This is a genomic window from Blautia acetigignens (assembly GCF_025566865.1).
In the GTDB taxonomy this organism is placed as follows: Bacteria; Bacillota; Clostridia; order Lachnospirales; family Lachnospiraceae; genus Blautia_A; species Blautia_A acetigignens.
The window spans coordinates 287,239-304,410 of the sequence record NZ_JAOQJM010000002.1; the positions used below are offsets into that span (position 1 = coordinate 287,239).

The 17,172-nt window shown below is 46.1% G+C and carries 15 protein-coding genes; 5 read left to right on the forward strand and 10 right to left on the reverse strand.

Going from position 1 to position 17,172, the window contains the following annotated elements; translation table 11 throughout:
* Positions 1-18: 18 nt before the first annotated feature.
* Positions 19-2,916 carry a translation factor GTPase family protein gene (locus OCV70_RS04180; RefSeq protein WP_021925219.1) on the reverse strand — a complete coding sequence of 966 codons (2,898 nt, stop codon included), beginning with the start codon at positions 2,914-2,916 and terminating at the stop codon, positions 19-21.
* 274 nt (positions 2,917-3,190) lie between these two features.
* On the opposite strand from OCV70_RS04180, the gene OCV70_RS04185 reads away from it, so the two are divergent.
* Positions 3,191-4,411, forward strand: a complete 1,221-nt coding sequence (locus OCV70_RS04185) for an iron-containing alcohol dehydrogenase (protein WP_021925220.1) — start codon at positions 3,191-3,193, stop codon at positions 4,409-4,411.
* 79 nt (positions 4,412-4,490) lie between these two features.
* A complete protein-coding gene (locus OCV70_RS04190) occupies positions 4,491-5,870 on the forward strand; it encodes an aldehyde dehydrogenase (RefSeq protein WP_021925221.1) in 1,380 nt (459 codons plus the stop codon).
* A 101-nt stretch (positions 5,871-5,971) separates the two neighbouring features.
* On the opposite strand, the gene OCV70_RS04195 is transcribed toward OCV70_RS04190, so the two are convergent.
* Together OCV70_RS04195 and OCV70_RS04200 are read right to left on the reverse strand one after the other, a co-directional pair.
* A complete protein-coding gene (locus tag OCV70_RS04195; RefSeq protein WP_021925222.1) occupies positions 5,972-8,041 on the reverse strand; it encodes a PQQ-binding-like beta-propeller repeat protein in 2,070 nt (689 codons plus the stop codon).
* A 33-nt stretch (positions 8,042-8,074) separates the two neighbouring features.
* Positions 8,075-8,440 carry a response regulator gene (locus tag OCV70_RS04200; protein ID WP_186901426.1) on the reverse strand — a complete coding sequence of 122 codons (366 nt, stop codon included), beginning with the start codon at positions 8,438-8,440 and terminating at the stop codon, positions 8,075-8,077.
* A 100-nt stretch (positions 8,441-8,540) separates the two neighbouring features.
* Here OCV70_RS04200 and OCV70_RS04205 point away from each other — a divergent pair, with 100 nt between their 5' ends.
* On the forward strand, positions 8,541-8,705 hold the full coding sequence (locus tag OCV70_RS04205; RefSeq protein ID WP_262579273.1) for a hypothetical protein: 165 nt from the start codon (positions 8,541-8,543) through the stop codon (positions 8,703-8,705).
* A 389-nt stretch (positions 8,706-9,094) separates the two neighbouring features.
* On the opposite strand, the gene rpsI is transcribed toward OCV70_RS04205, so the two are convergent.
* Positions 9,095-9,487 carry a 30S ribosomal protein S9 gene (rpsI, locus tag OCV70_RS04210; RefSeq protein ID WP_173765305.1) on the reverse strand — a complete coding sequence of 131 codons (393 nt, stop codon included), beginning with the start codon at positions 9,485-9,487 and terminating at the stop codon, positions 9,095-9,097.
* 17 nt (positions 9,488-9,504) lie between these two features.
* Positions 9,505-9,933, reverse strand: coding sequence for a 50S ribosomal protein L13 (rplM, locus tag OCV70_RS04215; protein WP_117853326.1), 429 nt, complete (start codon positions 9,931-9,933; stop codon positions 9,505-9,507).
* Positions 9,934-10,417: 484 nt separating this feature from the next.
* On the opposite strand from rplM, the gene OCV70_RS04220 reads away from it, so the two are divergent.
* Positions 10,418-11,587 carry a cation diffusion facilitator family transporter gene (locus tag OCV70_RS04220; protein ID WP_117853323.1) on the forward strand — a complete coding sequence of 390 codons (1,170 nt, stop codon included), beginning with the start codon at positions 10,418-10,420 and terminating at the stop codon, positions 11,585-11,587.
* A gap of 2 nt (positions 11,588-11,589) precedes the next feature.
* Here OCV70_RS04220 and OCV70_RS19620 read toward each other — a convergent pair whose 3' ends face one another.
* Positions 11,590-11,769: a DUF6783 domain-containing protein gene (locus tag OCV70_RS19620; RefSeq protein WP_317259448.1), complete on the reverse strand. Its 180-nt coding sequence runs from the start codon at positions 11,767-11,769 to the stop codon at positions 11,590-11,592.
* Between OCV70_RS19620 and OCV70_RS19625 the strand changes: the two genes are divergently transcribed.
* Entirely contained in the window at positions 11,689-11,898 is a 210-nt protein-coding gene (locus tag OCV70_RS19625; RefSeq protein WP_317259449.1) for a DUF6783 domain-containing protein, read from the forward strand. The genes OCV70_RS19620 and OCV70_RS19625 overlap by 81 nt on opposite strands.
* Here OCV70_RS19625 and OCV70_RS04225 read toward each other — a convergent pair.
* The 4 genes from OCV70_RS04225 to OCV70_RS04240 are packed head-to-tail and all read right to left on the reverse strand — an operon-like array spanning position 11,880 to position 17,063.
* Positions 11,880-12,935, reverse strand: coding sequence for a substrate-binding domain-containing protein (locus OCV70_RS04225; RefSeq protein ID WP_021924375.1), 1,056 nt, complete (start codon positions 12,933-12,935; stop codon positions 11,880-11,882). The genes OCV70_RS19625 and OCV70_RS04225 overlap by 19 nt on opposite strands.
* Complete coding sequence (locus tag OCV70_RS04230; protein WP_021924374.1) at positions 12,932-14,527, reverse strand: response regulator; 1,596 nt, start codon at positions 14,525-14,527, stop codon at positions 12,932-12,934. Before OCV70_RS04230 ends, OCV70_RS04225 begins: the two co-directional genes overlap by 4 nt.
* 26 nt (positions 14,528-14,553) lie before the next feature.
* A complete protein-coding gene (locus OCV70_RS04235) occupies positions 14,554-16,053 on the reverse strand; it encodes a sensor histidine kinase (protein ID WP_021924373.1) in 1,500 nt (499 codons plus the stop codon).
* Positions 16,050-17,063: a substrate-binding domain-containing protein gene (locus OCV70_RS04240; protein WP_021924372.1), complete on the reverse strand. Its 1,014-nt coding sequence runs from the start codon at positions 17,061-17,063 to the stop codon at positions 16,050-16,052. The genes OCV70_RS04235 and OCV70_RS04240 overlap by 4 nt, the downstream gene beginning before the upstream one ends.
* Positions 17,064-17,172: the final 109 nt, after the last annotated feature.

Genomic DNA, 17,172 nt, shown 5'->3' on the forward strand with positions numbered 1-17,172 from the left:
AAATTGTCAGTAAACCGCTTACAGTTTTTTCTTTCCAAGACGGACTTCCTCCATCAGCTTTGCTGTTTCTTCATCTGCATGGTCAAACAGGTACGTATGGCTTGACTGGCGGCGCTGATGCCACTCCTGGCGAAGCTGCTTCCTGGTTTCCTCAATTTCCTCTTTCAGGCCTCTTGCAGAAATTCGGTTTGCCCCCTGTCCCATAATTATAATCTGTTCCAGACCATCAGAGGTAGCTACTGTCACCTGATGCTGTCTGCCGATCTTGTGGACTGTTTTTTCAATATACTGATCTGCGGTCTCTGCTTCTTTGGTATAAACCACATGAATGTTGTGATAGGTCAGAACCTCTTCCTGGTGGCCTTCCACTTTGTATGCGTCAAAAACAAGAATCAGCGTGCATTTTTTGTATCCCTGATAATTGCTGAGAATGTCCATCAGCTTGGTCTGCGCCGCACGGACATCCGCATCTGCCAGTTCCTTCAGTTCCGGCCATGCAAAAATAATGTTGTAGCCGTCCACCAGAAGGTATTCTTCTTTGTCCTTTTTCCAGTAGGAGCTGGTGGATGGAGAGGATGGCGCAGTTACTACTTTTTTATAGGAAGACATTCTGTCTCTTTTTACAGGACCGAAGGTTCGCTCGAAAATTGCCTGAAGTTCCTTATCATCTTCATAGCTGCCGCGATAAGCGGACTTTGGTGGCTGGTAGCCGGATTTTCCTGAAGTCTGACTGGCACCGCGGGTCTGATTTCCCGATTGGCTGCCGGCACCGCCGTATGCTGCATTTTCTTCTCCGCATTCTGTGCTCTGCCAGTCTTCCTCTGCGCTTAGATCATCATCAAACTCCTCGGAAATCCCTGTGTCCAGATGCATATACTCTTCCACCTGATACCATGGCACCACAAATCCGGCGCCATGGGCACAAAATACAGAACCAGTGGGATTGTCCAGGTCACGCTCAGAATCATAGCCAATTTGTTCCACAATCTCTTCCTGATTTTTACAGGGCTCATAGCCTTTCAGGCTGCAGAACAGCCTTCCCAGGCCTCTTGTATAGGAAACCACTTCCTTCTGGTAATCACGCATAGCAGAAACCGGTGCTTTTCCCTTCAAAATTGCAGTCATGTCCTCCGTTTCCGGGGGCAGAAGGGTTCCCTGCATTTTCTGGATATCCGTCATGGCACGGCCTACTGTGTCCACCGGAATTTCCAGGCGAAATTCATAGTATGGCTCTAACAAAACGCTTGTGGCTTTTTTCAAGCCCTGGCGGATAGCGCGGTAGGTTGCCTGTCGGAAATCACCGCCCTCTGTATGCTTCTGATGGGCGCGCCCGGTGAGCAGTGTAATCTGCATATCCGTGATAGGCGCTCCGGTAAGCACGCCTCTGTGTTCCTTTTCCTCCAGATGGGTGAGAATCAGCCGCTGCCAATTGCGGTCCAGAACATCCTCGCTGCACGCCGTGAAAAACTGCAGGCCGCTTCCCGGCTCACCTGGCTCCAGAAGCAAATGTACCTCCGCATAGTGGCGCAAAGGCTCAAAATGTCCCACGCCCTCCACAGGCGCAGCAATTGTTTCCTTATATACAATGTTTCCGGTGCCGAAGTCTACTGCTACATGGAACCTTTCCCAGATCAGCCGTTTCAAAATCTCGATCTGCACATCTCCCATGAGCATGGCATGGATTTCTCCTAACTGCTCATCCCATACAATATGAAGCTGGGGATCCTCCTCTTCCAGTTCCTTTAATTTCTTCAGCATCTGGTGCACATCGCAGCCTTCCGGGAGCAGGATCCGGTAGTTCAGTACAGGCTCCAGAACAGGCATGTTGGAATTTTCCGTGATTCCAAGTCCCTGGCCCGGAAATGTGTGGGTAAGACCTGTGACGGCACAAACAGTTCCCGCTTTTGCTTCTTTCGCCAGTTCAAATTTCGCTCCGGAATAAATGCGGATCTGGTCGGCTTTTTCCTCCCAGATTTCTTCCCCTGCTGCCACATTTCCCTTGCTTGTGGTAAGAAGGTCTTTCACCTTCAGGGTTCCGCCAGTGATTTTCATATAGGAAAGGCGGTTTCCCTGCTCGTCCCTTGCAATCTTGTACACCTTGGCACCGAAGGCCTCCGGGTAAGGGGGATTGGCTGTATAGTGCTCAAGTCCGCCGATGAGATATTTCACGCCGCCCATTTTCAGCGCAGAACCAAAATAGCAGGGGAAAACCTTGCGCTCAATGATCAGCCTAGTGACTTCTTCCGGGCCCACCTCGCCCTCTTCCAGATATTTTTCCAGAAGATGCTCATCGCACATAGCCAGGCTTTCCCAGAATTCTTCCCCGTGCTCTGCTTCTGTGTGGAAAATTTCGTTGGTGTTCTGCTCCGCGCGGCTGCCCGGATCTGTTTCTTTTTGAATCTCTGTTTTGATATCCGTGGGACCAAAGTCCAGACAGTTTTCGCTCAGGCGTTTCCTCAGTTCTGCCAGAAGAGCCTCCTGGTCGGCTCCGTCCTGATCCATTTTGTTGATAAAAATAAAAGTTGGAATCTGGTATCTTTCCAGAAGTCTCCACAACGTTACAGTATGTCCCTGCACGCCGTCTGCTCCGTTGATCACCAAAATGGCGTAATCTAATACCTGCAGGGTCCGCTCCATCTCCGCGGAAAAATCCACATGGCCCGGAGTGTCCAGAAGCGTGACTCTGGTGTCTCCAAGATCAAGGATGGCCTGCTTGGAAAAAATTGTAATTCCACGTTCCCGCTCCAAAGGAGAAGTGTCCAGGTATGCGTCTTTATGGTCTACTCTTCCCAGCTTGCGGATTTTGCCGTTTAAATATAAAAGTGCTTCTGACAATGTAGTCTTTCCTGCATCTACATGTGCCAGAATGCCTATGCTCAAGTTCTTTTCCGGATTCTTTCCAAAGGTCTCTGCCATGGAAAATACCCCTTTCTTTATGTTCTTAATAGGATGTTAGGGGCAAAAAGTATTTTGCCCCTAACTTGATATCTACGAATTGCTCCGCTGTTTTGCAGCTCCCGCAATTCTTTATCTTTATATTATCATAACACACAATCCCCCATCAGTCGATAAGAGAAATCTGCCTGCAAATTTATCTTGATATTAAAATTATTTTATCTTTACAATATTTGAAACCATGATATAATTTCATTCAGGATAAAAACCGTACAAGAAAGCGAGAAATTTTATTATGAATCCAGTAAAGAAAATATACTGCAGAATTTTCCAGAATGTGTTTAAGTTCGCACTTCCCTTTCTGCCTTACCGAAACCCGAAGATCATCGGCAGCCTGAAGGAAGTTCCCGATATGCTGAAAAAGAAAAAATGCGAGAATGTGCTGATCATCACAGATGCAGGCATTCATCAGCTTGGGCTTACCGACCGTCTGGAAAAGGCGTTGACAGACAGCGGCATTTCTTATATCCTTTATGACAAAACAGTAGCCAACCCTACTACAGACAATGTGGCAGAAGCGCTTGAGCTTTACCATGCAAACAACTGTAAAGCCATTATCGGCTTCGGCGGCGGTTCCAGTATGGACTGTGCCAAGGCAGTTGGTGCCAGGGTCGCCAAGCCCCGTCAGTCCCTTGCCAAGATGAAGGGAATTCTGAAGGTGCACAAGAAGCTTCCTCTTCTGATTGCTGTTCCAACTACAGCAGGAACCGGAAGTGAAACCACGCTGGCCGCCGTAATTGTAGATGCGCAGACCAGACACAAATATGCCATCAACGATTTTCCGTTGATTCCGCGCTATGCAGTTCTGGATCCTAAGGTTACCTTAAGCCTTCCGCCTTTTATCACCGCAACTACTGGTATGGATGCCCTTACCCATGCAGTGGAGGCATACATCGGCAATTCCACCACGCCAGGCACCAGGAAAAATGCCCTGGATGCTGTAAAGCTGATTTTTGAAAATCTGGATACCGCATACACAGATGGCTCTAATAAGGAAGCCCGCCGGAATATGCTCCGCGCTTCCTACTTTGCAGGCTGTGCTTTTACCAAATCTTATGTGGGCTATATACATGCAGTAGCACATTCCCTGGGTGGACAGTACAATGTGCCTCACGGACTTGCCAATGCAGTGCTTCTTCCCTATGTTCTGGAAGCCTACGGAAAAACCATTCACAAGAAGCTGGCAGCCTTAGCAGTTGCGGCAGGCGTTGCGGACACGGAAACACCTGTGGAGGAAGCTGCTGCAGGCTTTATCCAGGCCATCAAGGATATGAAAGCCCGCTTTGGCATCGGGGATTTCATTCCGGAAATCCAGGAAGAGGATATTCCGAAATTGTCCCATTATGCAGACAAGGAAGCTAATCCTCTGTATCCCGTTCCGGTACTGATGGATGCCGGGGAGCTGGAGAAGTTTTATTATATGCTGATGCCGGATAAAGAACAGCCGGAAGCATAAAACGCTTTTTTCAAACAGGATCTCGTCCCTGGAGAGGGACTCTAAACAATACTACATTTTATAATGCGAGGAAAATCCCATGACACAGGAAGCGATCCAGGATATCATCCGCAGGCAGCGGGAATTCTTTTATACAGGTGCTACACTTAATATTGATTTTCGTATTGAAGCATTGAAAAAGCTTCAGGCCTCCATCCAGGCTCATCAGGAGCAGATTGATGCCGCATTAAAGGCAGATCTTGGGAAAAGCAGCTTTGAGAGCTACATGTGTGAATCCGGTCTTGTTCTCAGCGAGATTACCTATCTGCTGAAGCATATCCGTTCCCTTTCCAGGGAAAAAACTGTGCATACACCACTTGCACAATTTCACTCACGAAGCTTCCAGAAGCCGTCTCCTTACGGTGTTTCACTGATCATGAGTCCATGGAACTATCCGTTTCTTCTCACCCTTGACCCTTTGGCAGATGCGCTTGCTGCCGGAAACACAGCTGTCCTTAAGCCAAGCGCTTATTCTCCTGCCACCGGAGCTGTTCTCTGTGAAATCATCCGGGAATGCTTTCCGGAGCACCATGTGGCAGTTGTTATGGGCGGACGTGCAGAAAATGCCTGTCTTCTTCAGGAGCATTTTGACTATATCTTTTTCACAGGAAGCCAGTCTGTGGGAAAAGAGGTTATGCGAAAGGCCAGTGAGCATCTTACTCCTGTCACTTTGGAGCTTGGCGGCAAAAGCCCCTGTATTATAGACAAATCTGCGAACTTAAAGCTCGCAGCCAAACGTATTGTATTTGGAAAGTATCTGAATTGCGGACAGACTTGTGTGGCTCCTGACTATGTTTATTGCCACAGTGAAATAAAAGACGAATTTCTAAAACAGCTTCGAAAACAGATCCGCAAGCAGTTTGGCAAAGCACCTCTGGATAACAAAAATTACGGAAAGATCATCAACCAAAAGCATTTTGACCGTATTCAGAGATTAATTGATTCCTCGAAGGTAATCTGCGGTGGAAATATACGACCCGAAACACTGCAGATCGAACCTACTGTAATGGACAAGGTTACCTTCGAGGATGCCATAATGCAGGAAGAAATTTTCGGGCCTGTGCTTCCTGTGCTTACTTTCACCTCCATTGATGAGGTTATCCATAAAGTAAATTCCCTGGCTCATCCTCTTGCACTTTATATTTTTGCACAGGATAAGGCTATAATAAAAAAAGTCACCTCTGAATGCGGATTCGGAGGCGGCTGTATCAATGATGTAGTCATTCATCTTGCAACCAGTGAATTGCCCTTTGGAGGCTTCGGAGAAAGCGGTATGGGAAGCTATCATGGTAAAAAAGGATTTGAAACCTTTTCCCATTATAAGAGCATTGTAGATAAAAAAACCTGGATTGATCTGCCTATACGTTATCAGCCCTACGGGCGGATTTCCCGGAAGCTGCTTCATCTGTTTCTGAAATAATAAAAACACCGGTACAGTATGAGTATAAAACTCACACTGCACCGGTAATTTCATCATGGACTAATAAGTGCCAGAATCTTTCTGAAAAAGTTCCACCCTTTTTACTGAGCTGCAACAACGGATACTTTGATTTCCTTCTCATTTTCGCTAAGGTCGAATGTACCGCCATCCTGTACCAGAACGTGGATTTCATACAGTACATCCTCAGATAAGGTATCCGGGATCGCTCCCTCCTCTGTCTGGATATGCCACAGGTCTTCAGGCACTTCCTGAAGGGAGCCGTCTGCACCGTAACCGTAAAGCTTCAGTGCATCTGCGCTGCCGGACAGACCTTTCACTCGCAGCGCCACTGTGGTGTTCGGATGCACATTTTCAACAGTTACGGTATTCAGCCAGCCCATAACATTTCCCTGTCCGCCATCCGCTTCAAAGGTTTCCTGTCCAAGCACATTTCGCATTGCCTGATCCAGATCCACTTTGCGGTACGGCATTTCCGGCAAGTAAACAAAACGGTCCTGAAGTCTTAACAGCTCCAGATATCCGGTCGGACAATAAAGGGCATTTCCGCTGTTTCCGGCATACATGCCGATGGCCATGTTGTTGTAACCAGGCTTGCTGGAAACATCCATTGAAAATACGGTCTCGCCAGTCTCAAAATCCAGCATAATATACTGCCACATGCCAGTTTCCAGATCCTGAACATAGCCGTAAATATATCCGGTGGCAGTGGAAAGCTTCAGCATGGAAGTATCGGACAGATCACTTCTGCACCAGATACTCTTCATTTCGTAGCCGTCATCAGTTTTGATGGTGTCCACTCGTTCTACACCTGGCATGATCATTTTATTTCCCTGGCTTAACCAGTTTACATCATAAATATTGGCATAGCTCTGGATGGAAGAATCGCTGTCCTCTTTTCCAAGAGCAGCACTTCCGGCACCAAACCAGTTGCACACAATGGTACTCACCGTTCCTGCACCGTTGTCGTATACAATTGCGGAGTTTTCCACAGATACCTGACTGTCCTCCGGAAGCTCGTCGATAACCGGAAGGCTGGCAACTGTTTCTCCGGTTTTCATATCAACAGCAAGGAGATTTACCGGATTCTGATTGTCGGTAAACATAACCAGGTCTTTTGTAAGAGAAGGGGAACAGCCGCCGCCCCAGGCAAGACCACCACCTGTAGTGGCGTCACCTTCTGCGCTTTCCTTGGCACCTACGCTCTCATAAGAAGTTTTCCATACCTTCTGCACACCGTTATCTGCCTGGAACAGATAGCAGTTCAGGTTTGTCAGGATCACAGCGCCATCCTTGGAGGATGCAATGCCATTTTCTGCGCCTTCTCCCGGAGTCAGTTCATATACAAATACAGAGTCTGTCAGATCCACTTCCTCTCCGTTTAAGATCGCATCAATGGCACTGCGGGAAATGTATCCAACAGCTCCTTGCTGCTCCCTGTCCGGATAAATGCGGAAGCCGCCGGTGGCAAACCATAAATTCCCGTCATAGTCAAATACTACTGATAAAAGATTCTGATCCAGTGTTTTTCCAAGAGCTGCTTCAGCTGCAGCCTTGATGTCGATATCCAGCACCTTCTCAAATTCCGGCAGCACGTTTCCTTCCTCGTCGGTTGCTTTTAACATCAGCACGTGATTGTTGCTGGTTGGACACACGATTCGGTTACTCTCATCTACGAAGGAGTAGGAGCTTTGAATCACATAGCCGCCTTCGTCATGCTGCTTCGGGGAAAAATATCCCACTGTCTGTGTCTCATCTGCATTGATATCGCGAATAGCAAGGCCACCAAGAAATGGAACCACTGCGTGACCGTAGGAATCAAAAAAGATGGCCGGGGATGCGTTTGCGTTTACCTTCTCGTAGGAAACATTGATCTCGGAATAGATACCCACCGGCAGCACCTCATCTGTAGAGTCAGTATTGTAGCAGTCATGATGAATGTTGGAATCACTTTTTGCCATATAAGGATTTTCTTCCACTACCTTGGGGGAAAGTGCTTTTATTGGAAGTTGGGATGTACCTTCGCTTTGAGAGTCTTCAGCTTGTGCTTCCTTGGTCTGTGTCTCCTCTGCATGGAGAAGCTTCACCGTGCAGTCAGAGGTAACCGTAAGCATGGCTGCCATCATTGCAATAATCATAGCTCTTTTTTTCATTATCATCTTCCTCCTGAATTAAAATAAATATAATCACCTGCGTCCGAAACATGCCGTAAGCCCTTCCCAGAGCTTCTGTTCCTCCACGGGTTCCATAAAAAAATATTCCACACGCAGTTTAAATGCATGAAGGGAAAAATCCAGATCACTGCACCAGATCATTTTGCATTTCGGATGCAGGGAACGGAGATGCTCCGCAGCATTCAGCCCTGCTACTCCCTGAAGTGCCAGAAGCACAATGGACGGTATTGTTTTTTGTATTTCTCCAAAAAACTTTTCCTGATCCTGATAAATCTGAACCAGGGGAAATATCTTTCTGTCGGCGCAGTAGTTCAAAATATATTCTGCATAGTCCTGCCCCTTTTGTCCTTTATCAATCAATACAGCAATGCAATACACGAATCTCCTCCTTTCCTGTTTGATTTTTTCCTTCACTTGTTAAAATCATTATATAAAAATCCATCTGTTTTTCAATTGGTTTGGCACGAAACGGCGGAAAATGGCACGAATTACATATGGGGTATGTATTGACTTGTCTATTATAAATAAGAAAGAAGAATCCCTGCTCCAATCTATTGCTGACTGGAAGCAGGGATTCTATGACGATGTGTTGTCAGGTAAGACAGCGTATTACAGCAATCTGGTTCCGGAATTGAGGAAGTGATAAGTCGGTACAGTTGATGCAGCAAATCATTTTCCTTGCAATCTGTTAAAAGATGTAGCATGCCCATTTTCCAAATGATACATGGCGGTTTCATGATCATAAACCAGAATGCCATCATATATGCTTAGAAATATCAATTCGCTCCGTCAGAATATTGTAGCGGATTGCGCCTTCCAGCTTCGGGTCATTCTGAAACACAGTCAGACAGTTTCGGATGCTGTTTTTGACAGTGGTTGTCCTTGCAGGACTACCTACGGTTCGTTTTGACTTTTCCAATACTCTGTGCAGCCGGATTAGGGCAAAACAAGCCCCGGAAAACCTTGATTTTCCGGGGTTTGTAAACATTTTGATATAGTCTTAGCAGTCGATTATCTCTTGGATAACTAAGATTAACGTTTGCTGAACTGCGGAGCGCGACGAGCTGCTTTGAGACCGTACTTCTTACGTTCTTTCATACGAGGATCACGAGTAAGGAATCCTGCTGCTTTAAGAACTGGTCTGTACTCTTTGTCTGCTTCAAGAAGGGCTCTGGAGATACCATGTCTGATAGCACCAGCCTGTCCTGTATATCCGCCACCGTGTACATTTACAAGGATATCGAATTTACCATCTGTTTCGGTAGCAGCCAGTGGCTGACGAACGATAACTTTAAGAGTATCTAATCCGAAATACTCATCGATGTCTCTTTTATTGATAGTGATTTTACCAGTACCTGGGGTAAGGTAAACTCTTGCTACTGATTTTTTTCTTCTTCCTGTTCCGTAGAATTTTGCGCTAGCCAATGTTTTCTACCTCCTCATTAAAATGTTAAAACTTCCGGTTTCTGAGCCGCATGTTTGTGTTCAGGTCCGGCATAAACGAAAAGTTTTGTGTACATTTCTCTTCCTAATGGTCCTTTTGGAAGCATACCTTTAACTGCCAGCTCAACAACTTTCTCAGGTTTCTTAGCCATCATCTCTTTTAATGTAGTCTCTTTCATTCCACCTACATAATCAGAGTGATTGTAGTAGATCTTCTGATCCATTTTCTTACCTGTAACTTTAATCTTGTCAGCGTTAACAACGATTACATAATCACCTGTGTCAACGTGTGGTGTAAACTGAGGTTTGTTCTTTCCTCTTAAAACGCTTGCTACGCCAGAAGCCAGACGGCCAAGGGTGCAGCCTTCAGCGTCAACTACATACCATTTTCTCTCGATTTTATCTGGATTAGCCATATAAGTCTGCATGGTTTTACCTCCTGTTATTTATCAACGATTGTTTGTATAAATGCGATATCTCGCATATTTTAGTAATATGGAAACGATGGTGCAATTACTGCGGAAATGTCCGAAACCGCTGATAAATACCGTCGCCGGGGCTATTGGCTAAAGTATCTCGCACTACGTCACATTGAGTAATTATATTATAAGCCCCCGCTTCTGTCAACTACTTTTTCCCCATATTTCCATATTTTTTTCAAAAAGTTTTCCACATTCTGCCAGAGATTTGAACTAGATTTTCCACAAAATATATTTCCTGTATCCACCGCATGCACTTTTCTCCACAATCGTCTGAGAAAATGCCGACTAAATTAGCACACCCAAATTATGTATGATTTTATAAATTTCCACTAGCAATTTCCCTGACAAGATGTTATATTGGAAAGAATGTATTTTCGGATACGGGTACCCTTTTATTTTTTCTTCTTATATGATTGAGGTGAGGTTTTTTATGATAACATTTTTATCCCGTTTTTTCATTAAAGATTACAAAGATTACGCTTCCCCCCAGGTACGCCAGTCTTACGGCATGCTGTGCGGAGCTGTAGGAATTGCCCTGAACATTTTTCTTTTTCTTGGGAAATGGCTGGCAGGCATGTTAAGCGGTTCCATTGCCATCACGGCAGACGCCTTCAACAACTTATCAGACGCCGGCTCTTCTGTGATTACCCTTGTAGGCTTTAAGCTCTCCGGACAGAAACCGGACACCGAGCACCCCTTCGGACATGGACGAATGGAATACATCTCCGGGCTTCTTGTCTCTGTTGCAGTTCTGATCATGGGCTTTGAGCTGATCCGTTCCTCCATTGACAAGATCCGCACACCGGAGCCAATCGAATGCAGCCCGATCATCATCCTGGTACTGGCAGCTTCCATTCTGGTGAAAATTTATATGTACACTTACAACCGCGGAATCGGCCACAAAATCGACAGCACTGCCATGCAGGCAACTGCAGGCGATAGTTTAAGCGATACTGCCGCTACCAGCCTGGTGCTTCTTGCAACCATTATCAGCCAGCTTACAGGACTGATTCTGGATGGCTGGTTCGGTGTTCTGGTGGGAATCTTTATTTTCTATACCGGAATCACAACTATGAAGGATACCATCGATCCGCTCCTTGGTCAGGCTCCGGAGAAAAATCTGGTAGAAGAAATCGAGGAAATTGTTCTCGCCCATCCCCTTGTCCATGGCATGCACGACCTGATCGTCCACGACTACGGCCCTGGAAGACTGATTCTCTCCCTACACGCCGAAGTACCGGAACATGGAGACCTGCTGATCATCCATGACGAGATTGACAATATCGAGCACGAACTCCAGGACAAACTGAACTGCTCCGCAACCATCCACATTGACCCTATCGTCACAGACAATAAAGAGGTCAACGACATGCGCACCCAGATTGAGGAAGTTACCCACAATCTGGACCGCCGCCTTTCCATCCACGATTTCCGTATGGTAGAAGGCCCCACCCACACCAATCTGATTTTTGATGTGGCCGCTCCTTTTGAGTGTAAACTTACCAACGTAGAGATAACCAATCTCCTGAAAGAGCGAATCCGCAACATGGACGATGGCAACTACTGCGCCGTCATCCAAATCGACCGCGTTTATTTCTAATATTAAGCTGCGCCAAAATTCCCCCAGACAGTATTCTTACTGTTTGAGGGAATTTTTCTGTACCTTTCCCTAGAGCGTGTTTGAAAAAGGCTTGCTGCAAGATGTGCGTCACAATTTGTGGGAGATTTTGCCCGGATGAGGGCGTCGTAGCGGGCTACGACAACCGAATTCGGGTGAAATATACCGCAAAGTGGGGCGTGCAGATTGCGGGAATGATTTTGGGGGCAGGCTCTAAAATACATCAAAGCTTTAAAGATCACAAGTGTCCGAATGCGTCCGCCTTGAACCATATCTATCTTATATTCAAATAAACATCCTCCCTTGTATGGAATCCCCCGTCAATAATCACCTCATCCATATTCTCCGCCGTCACCGCAATAGGATCAATCTTATAATAAGGAATCTCATACGTACCGTCATTAAACGTCTCTTCCGCTTTATACTCCCCGGAACCAGATGTAATATCCTCCCCATTTCCAAGAGCCACCGCAAACTCCGCCGCCGTATTCGCCTCCTGCTCAATAGGTTTGTAAACCGTCATCTCCTGGGTGCCTTCCACAATTCTCTGACAGGCCGCCAGATCCGCATCCTGCGCAACCACAGCCACCTTTCCAGCCAGCCGATTCTCCGACAAAACCTTCACCGCCTGACTGGCCAGATCATCATTTCCGCACATTACACCCACAATATCCCTGGTTACTTCCAGTCCCTTGTTCACATGATTCCCAGCCAGTTCCGCCAGCCAGTTATCACAGTAGCCAGTATAAACAACATTCAGATTGCTTCCCTCCAGAGCTTTGTTAAACCCTCGCACAACTTCATCCACATTTTTATCTGTAGGAGAACCATTAATCGCAAAAATATTTCCCCCGTCAGGACAAGCCTGCATCAGCGCCTCGCCCATAAGAGTTCCCACCTTTTCATTATCAATGGTAATATACAGGTCTGCATTGATATTCCCCACTATACGGTCGTAACAGATCACATAAATCCCCTTATCCTTGGCTTCCTTCACCACATCATAAAGGGCATCTCCGTCAATAGGGATCACCACGATCACATCCATATTCTTCTTAATAAAATACTCAATCTGCGAAATCTGCTCTTCCACCACGCCCCCGGCAACCTGCACATTCACCTCTGCCCCAAGGCTCTGCGCTGTGGAAACAAACATATCCCGGTCCCGAAGCCACCGCTCGATTACAAAAGAATCAAAACTCAGTCCAATTTGCAGCTTGTCCTCTTCCTCTTTTTCCGTCTTTTCAGGCTCCCTTTGGGCGGTGCCGCACCCAGCTGTAAAAGCCAGCGCCAGAACCATGATCAGAAACGTCCATCTTCCCTTTTTCATTTTCCATACCTCGCCTTATATTCGCTTGGTGTCATATCCATCTGCTTCTTAAAAATCCTGCTGAAATAATTAGGATCCGAGTATCCGCTCTGAATTCCAGCTTCCTTCACGCTTATATTGGCATCCACCAGAAGCTCTTTTGCTCTCTCAATCCGCACTCTGGTCAGATACTCAATGAAATTTTCTCCTGTCTCATCCTTAAAAATCTTGCTGAAATAATAAGGACTGATATTCACCTGCCCGGAAACATCATCCAGGGAAATATCCTTGCTGTAATTTTCCTGAATATAAACCATGGCCTTCTTCACTGCTGAATTGGACTGATCCACCTTCTGGTCACGGATCGCACGGCACACATTCACCATTTTCTCCTGAAACCACTTATGAAGCTCTTCATAGGTGGAAAGAGACATTGCTGTATCCAGATAATCTCTGCGGTAACTGAATCCATAATTGATCGCCCCGCACTCAAATGCAATCTTCTCGCTCCAGATAATAAACTCCAGGATCTTCAGACGAATATTGTTCATATCCTGGGAATAATGCTCCACCATCCAGTCAAAGAAGAAATTCACCTCCTGAAGCATGCCTTCCTCATTTCCCTCCTCCAGGAAACGATACATCCGCTTCTCATTGTTGCCGGGAAATGCTTCATCATACACACCATTCTGGGAAAGATCCTCAATATGTATCACACGGCTGAGGCTGCCATTCAGCGCACGAAGAGCCTCGCGGTAAGAACGCTCCATCTCCGCCATCTCCCAGATTCTTCCGATTCCTACACGGAATTTAGCATCCAGACGGTTCTCCAGCCTTGCCACCAGCTCCCTGGCTTTTTCCACCAGATCAATACGGTCCTCATAAGGATTCTGGGAAATCTCGCAGGGAACTACCACAGGGATACGATTAGACATAATATTTCCTACCACACAGGGAAACGCGGATTTCACCACATCCCGAAATTCCGGGTAAAAGCTCTGCGCCTTCACATTCATCCCAACCGGGCTCACCAGCCTGCCGTTCTCATAGCTCTGCCCAAACTGCACCACCATAACAAACCCCTGTGCATATGCAATATCCAGAAGCTGCTGGTAATAATCTGCTGCCTGCATCTCCTTCTGGAAAAGCAAAGCACTTACATAGCTTGACTCCACAACAGGAATTACCGTTTCCAGTTTTTCCTGAATTTTCAACAGATTGCTTCTCTGATCACGAACTTTATCCACCTTTGCCGTGGCTTCTTCCACAACGGAAATGATTTTTCCTTTTGAAATAGGCTTGGTAAGATACTTTTCCACACCAAGATCAATGGCATCTTTCGCATAATCAAATTTGTCATAGGCAGAAATCACGTAAAACAGGGCAGAATTGTTAAACTTGCGTATTTCCCTCATCGCCTGGATTCCGTTGATTCCCGGCATGTGAATGTCCATAAACACAATATCCGGGTGAAAGGTTTCCGCCTTCTCGATCACCACTCTTCCTGTTTTAGCTGTCTCCACAATGCATTTTTCTCCAAATTCAGCCAGGATTATGCCTTTAAAAGCCTCCAGCATAAGTCCCTCGTCATCTGCTATCAGAATACGGTACATATCTTCATGCTCCTCTTCGTTCTTGCTTACTCTTCCCCTTCATTTTCAACAGGCAGCGTAATATGCACGCTGGTTCCCTTTCCAAGGCCGTCACTTTCTATGATAAGAAGCCCTTTTTGCTTATAATACAGCTCCAGCCTGTCGATTACATTTCCTACCGCAATTCCTGTGGAATAACGGTCCTCCCCATTGTTCCGGGCCCTTCCCGCCATTACAGACTGAATCATTTCCGGTGTCATTCCGGCACCATTGTCGCTGACTGTGATTTCCAGATCTTCTCCGGCCTTATGGATGGACATTTTGATTTTTCCGGTTTCCATACAGTCATGAATGCCATGCTGAACTGCATTTTCCACCAGCGGCTGCAGGATCATGCTGGGAATCCGGAAATCACCGATTCCCTCATCCACATCCTTTTCGTAATGGATGTCCCCTGCAAACCTTACATTTAAAATATAAATATAGTTGTCAACTGCTTCCACTTCCTCAAAAAGCATGGCATCGTCTTCCATTTTCCGCACATTATACCGGAAAAAATCCGCCATTTTTTCCAGAAAAATGCCAGTCCTCTCTGCATCCTCCAGCATGGCAAGCTGTGCTCCTGCATTCAGGCAGTTAAAAAGAAAATGGGGATTGATCTGGGCCTGAAGGTATTTCAGCTGAGCCTCCTTCAGATGAGTTTCCATAAGAAGCTCCCGCTCCTTCATCTGGGCCTGCTTCTCCATGCTCTCCCTCTGCTGGGCAATGTGAATGCGGATGCTGTCCAGCATCTGGTTAAAGCTTCTTGTTACAACGCCGACCTCATCCTCACACACTACCGGCAGAACCGGCACATCCAGATTTCCCATTGCAACCTCATGAGCTGTATTGGAAAGCTGGGTCAGCGGCCGGATCATAGAGCGCACAACCAGTAAAATAATAACCACGCCCACTGCTGCCACAATAAAAATAACTACCAGTGCCAGGCGATACAGCACATCCATAGAGGACAGAAGGATCTGGTAATTCGCAGAGTTGGTTCGAAAGCGCAGATTATTTAGCTTGTAAATGTAAGAATTAATATATTCATACAGCTGAAGCTCTTTTTCATAGGAAGATTTATATTTCTCAATATTTCTTCCTCGCTTGGCCTGAACCGTCTCGTTTGTTTGATCCAGATAGCTCTCAGACATTTTGCGGATATTTTTCTCCAGCATTTTCACTTCGCTGTCCACATTGCGGTCATTGAGCCCGTCCAGAAGCTGTCTGTAATCCTGCTCATAGCGATAGTAATTTTCCAGGGCTTTGCTTCCCTTTGTATTCAGATATTCGTAAACGGTTCCCTCCAGTTTATTCAGGGACTCAGACAGGTCATTGATCGCTGTATTACTGGAAAAAACAGCGTCAATGCGGTCCACGCCCATGTGGATCTGCTCAAAAATAAAAAAATTAATGCATACTACAAAGATCATGACCAGTACCATGGCAGCACTTAACCTGGTCTGGATGGAATTCTGCACCGAAAGGCTTTCTTTTTGTTCTCTCATTGATTCGCCCCCGTTCTGTAGGTTCCCACATTTTTCCGGGTGATCACATTCTGACCTACGCTGTAATAGCTGCTGGTGTGTCCAAGGGAGGAATATTCCTCAAGGGCATTGATGCTGTATCTTCCGATTTCCTCCATATCAAGAGCGATTGCAGAAGAAATGATGCCTTTACTGATGGCATCCAGAATTACATCCGAATAGTAGAAGCCAACAACATCCACGTTGCCTACCTGGTTATAATCGATAAGTGCCTGGTAAACACATTCTGTCACAACCTCATCCATGCAGACCAGCACGTCCGGAAGCGTATTTCCATTTACAAAAATGTCCCTTACAAATTCTTCTGTATCAAAATCAGAGCTGTTGTCAATGCTGTACTCGGAAATATTCACAGACTGATAGCCCTGCTTTTTTTCTTCCAGTTCTTTTTTGATCTGATAATAGACCAGATTAGTCTCCTGGGTTTTGGACTGGGAATTGGACAAAAGAAGCACCTGAGTGGTCTCATGCTCTTTCAAAAGTCCCAGGATCTGCTCAGTGTAGGCATTTCCAAGCTGGTAGCTGTTCAGGCCTACAAAGCTGATCCTTGCGCTGGAAGAGTCATCGGTCAGCACAGTTACAACCGGAATATTCTGGTCCATTGCTTCCTGAATCAGTTCCTGTTCTTCTGCGCTTCCGTCCGCTTCCAGAATGATCCCATCCACCTTGGAGGCGATTCCGATCCGCAGATAATCCGCTTTTGTATAAGTGGACTCTCTTTGGGGCGCGATCAGCTCTACATATGCATCTGCATCCCTGGCTGCCTCGCTGGCGCTCTCGTAGATGGAATCCCACATCAGGGTATTCTCCTCTCCGGAAATCATCAGATAATGTTTTTCATAGCCTGCTGCCCCTTCCCCTTCTCCCAGGTCTACCTGATCCAGAGTTTTCTGGAAATAAATCCAGATTCCGGACAGAAACAGCATGCATCCTGCCAGAACAAAAAAGACAGTCAGTGTGGATTTTTTCATAATTTTACAGTTTCCTTTTCTAAGATACTATAAGTTTAACATATTTACTTAATATGTGCAAAAAGGACCATTGCATTTTCTGCAACAGCCCTTTGCATTTACAACTGCC

Excerpts from the sequence above, each read along its gene's own strand:
- OCV70_RS04225 (WP_021924375.1), bottom strand. The coding sequence starts at position 12,935 with ATGAAAAAGGGAAGATGGACGTTTCTGATCATGGTTCTGGCGCTGGCT.
- OCV70_RS04240 (WP_021924372.1), bottom strand. The coding sequence starts at position 17,063 with ATGAAAAAATCCACACTGACTGTCTTTTTTGTTCTGGCAGGATGCATG.
- rplM (WP_117853326.1), bottom strand. The coding sequence starts at position 9,933 with ATGCAGACTTATATGGCTAATCCAGATAAAATCGAGAGAAAATGGTAT.
- OCV70_RS04190 (WP_021925221.1), top strand. The coding sequence starts at position 4,491 with ATGACACAGGAAGCGATCCAGGATATCATCCGCAGGCAGCGGGAATTC.
- OCV70_RS19625 (WP_317259449.1), top strand. The coding sequence starts at position 11,689 with ATGTGCGTCACAATTTGTGGGAGATTTTGCCCGGATGAGGGCGTCGTA.
- OCV70_RS04230 (WP_021924374.1), bottom strand. The coding sequence starts at position 14,527 with ATGTACCGTATTCTGATAGCAGATGACGAGGGACTTATGCTGGAGGCT.
- OCV70_RS04235 (WP_021924373.1), bottom strand. The coding sequence starts at position 16,053 with ATGAGAGAACAAAAAGAAAGCCTTTCGGTGCAGAATTCCATCCAGACC.
- OCV70_RS04180 (WP_021925219.1), bottom strand. The coding sequence starts at position 2,916 with ATGGCAGAGACCTTTGGAAAGAATCCGGAAAAGAACTTGAGCATAGGC.
- OCV70_RS04205 (WP_262579273.1), top strand. The coding sequence starts at position 8,541 with ATGGCACGAATTACATATGGGGTATGTATTGACTTGTCTATTATAAAT.
- OCV70_RS04195 (WP_021925222.1), bottom strand. The coding sequence starts at position 8,041 with ATGAAAAAAAGAGCTATGATTATTGCAATGATGGCAGCCATGCTTACG.
- OCV70_RS04220 (WP_117853323.1), top strand. The coding sequence starts at position 10,418 with ATGATAACATTTTTATCCCGTTTTTTCATTAAAGATTACAAAGATTAC.
- OCV70_RS04185 (WP_021925220.1), top strand. The coding sequence starts at position 3,191 with ATGAATCCAGTAAAGAAAATATACTGCAGAATTTTCCAGAATGTGTTT.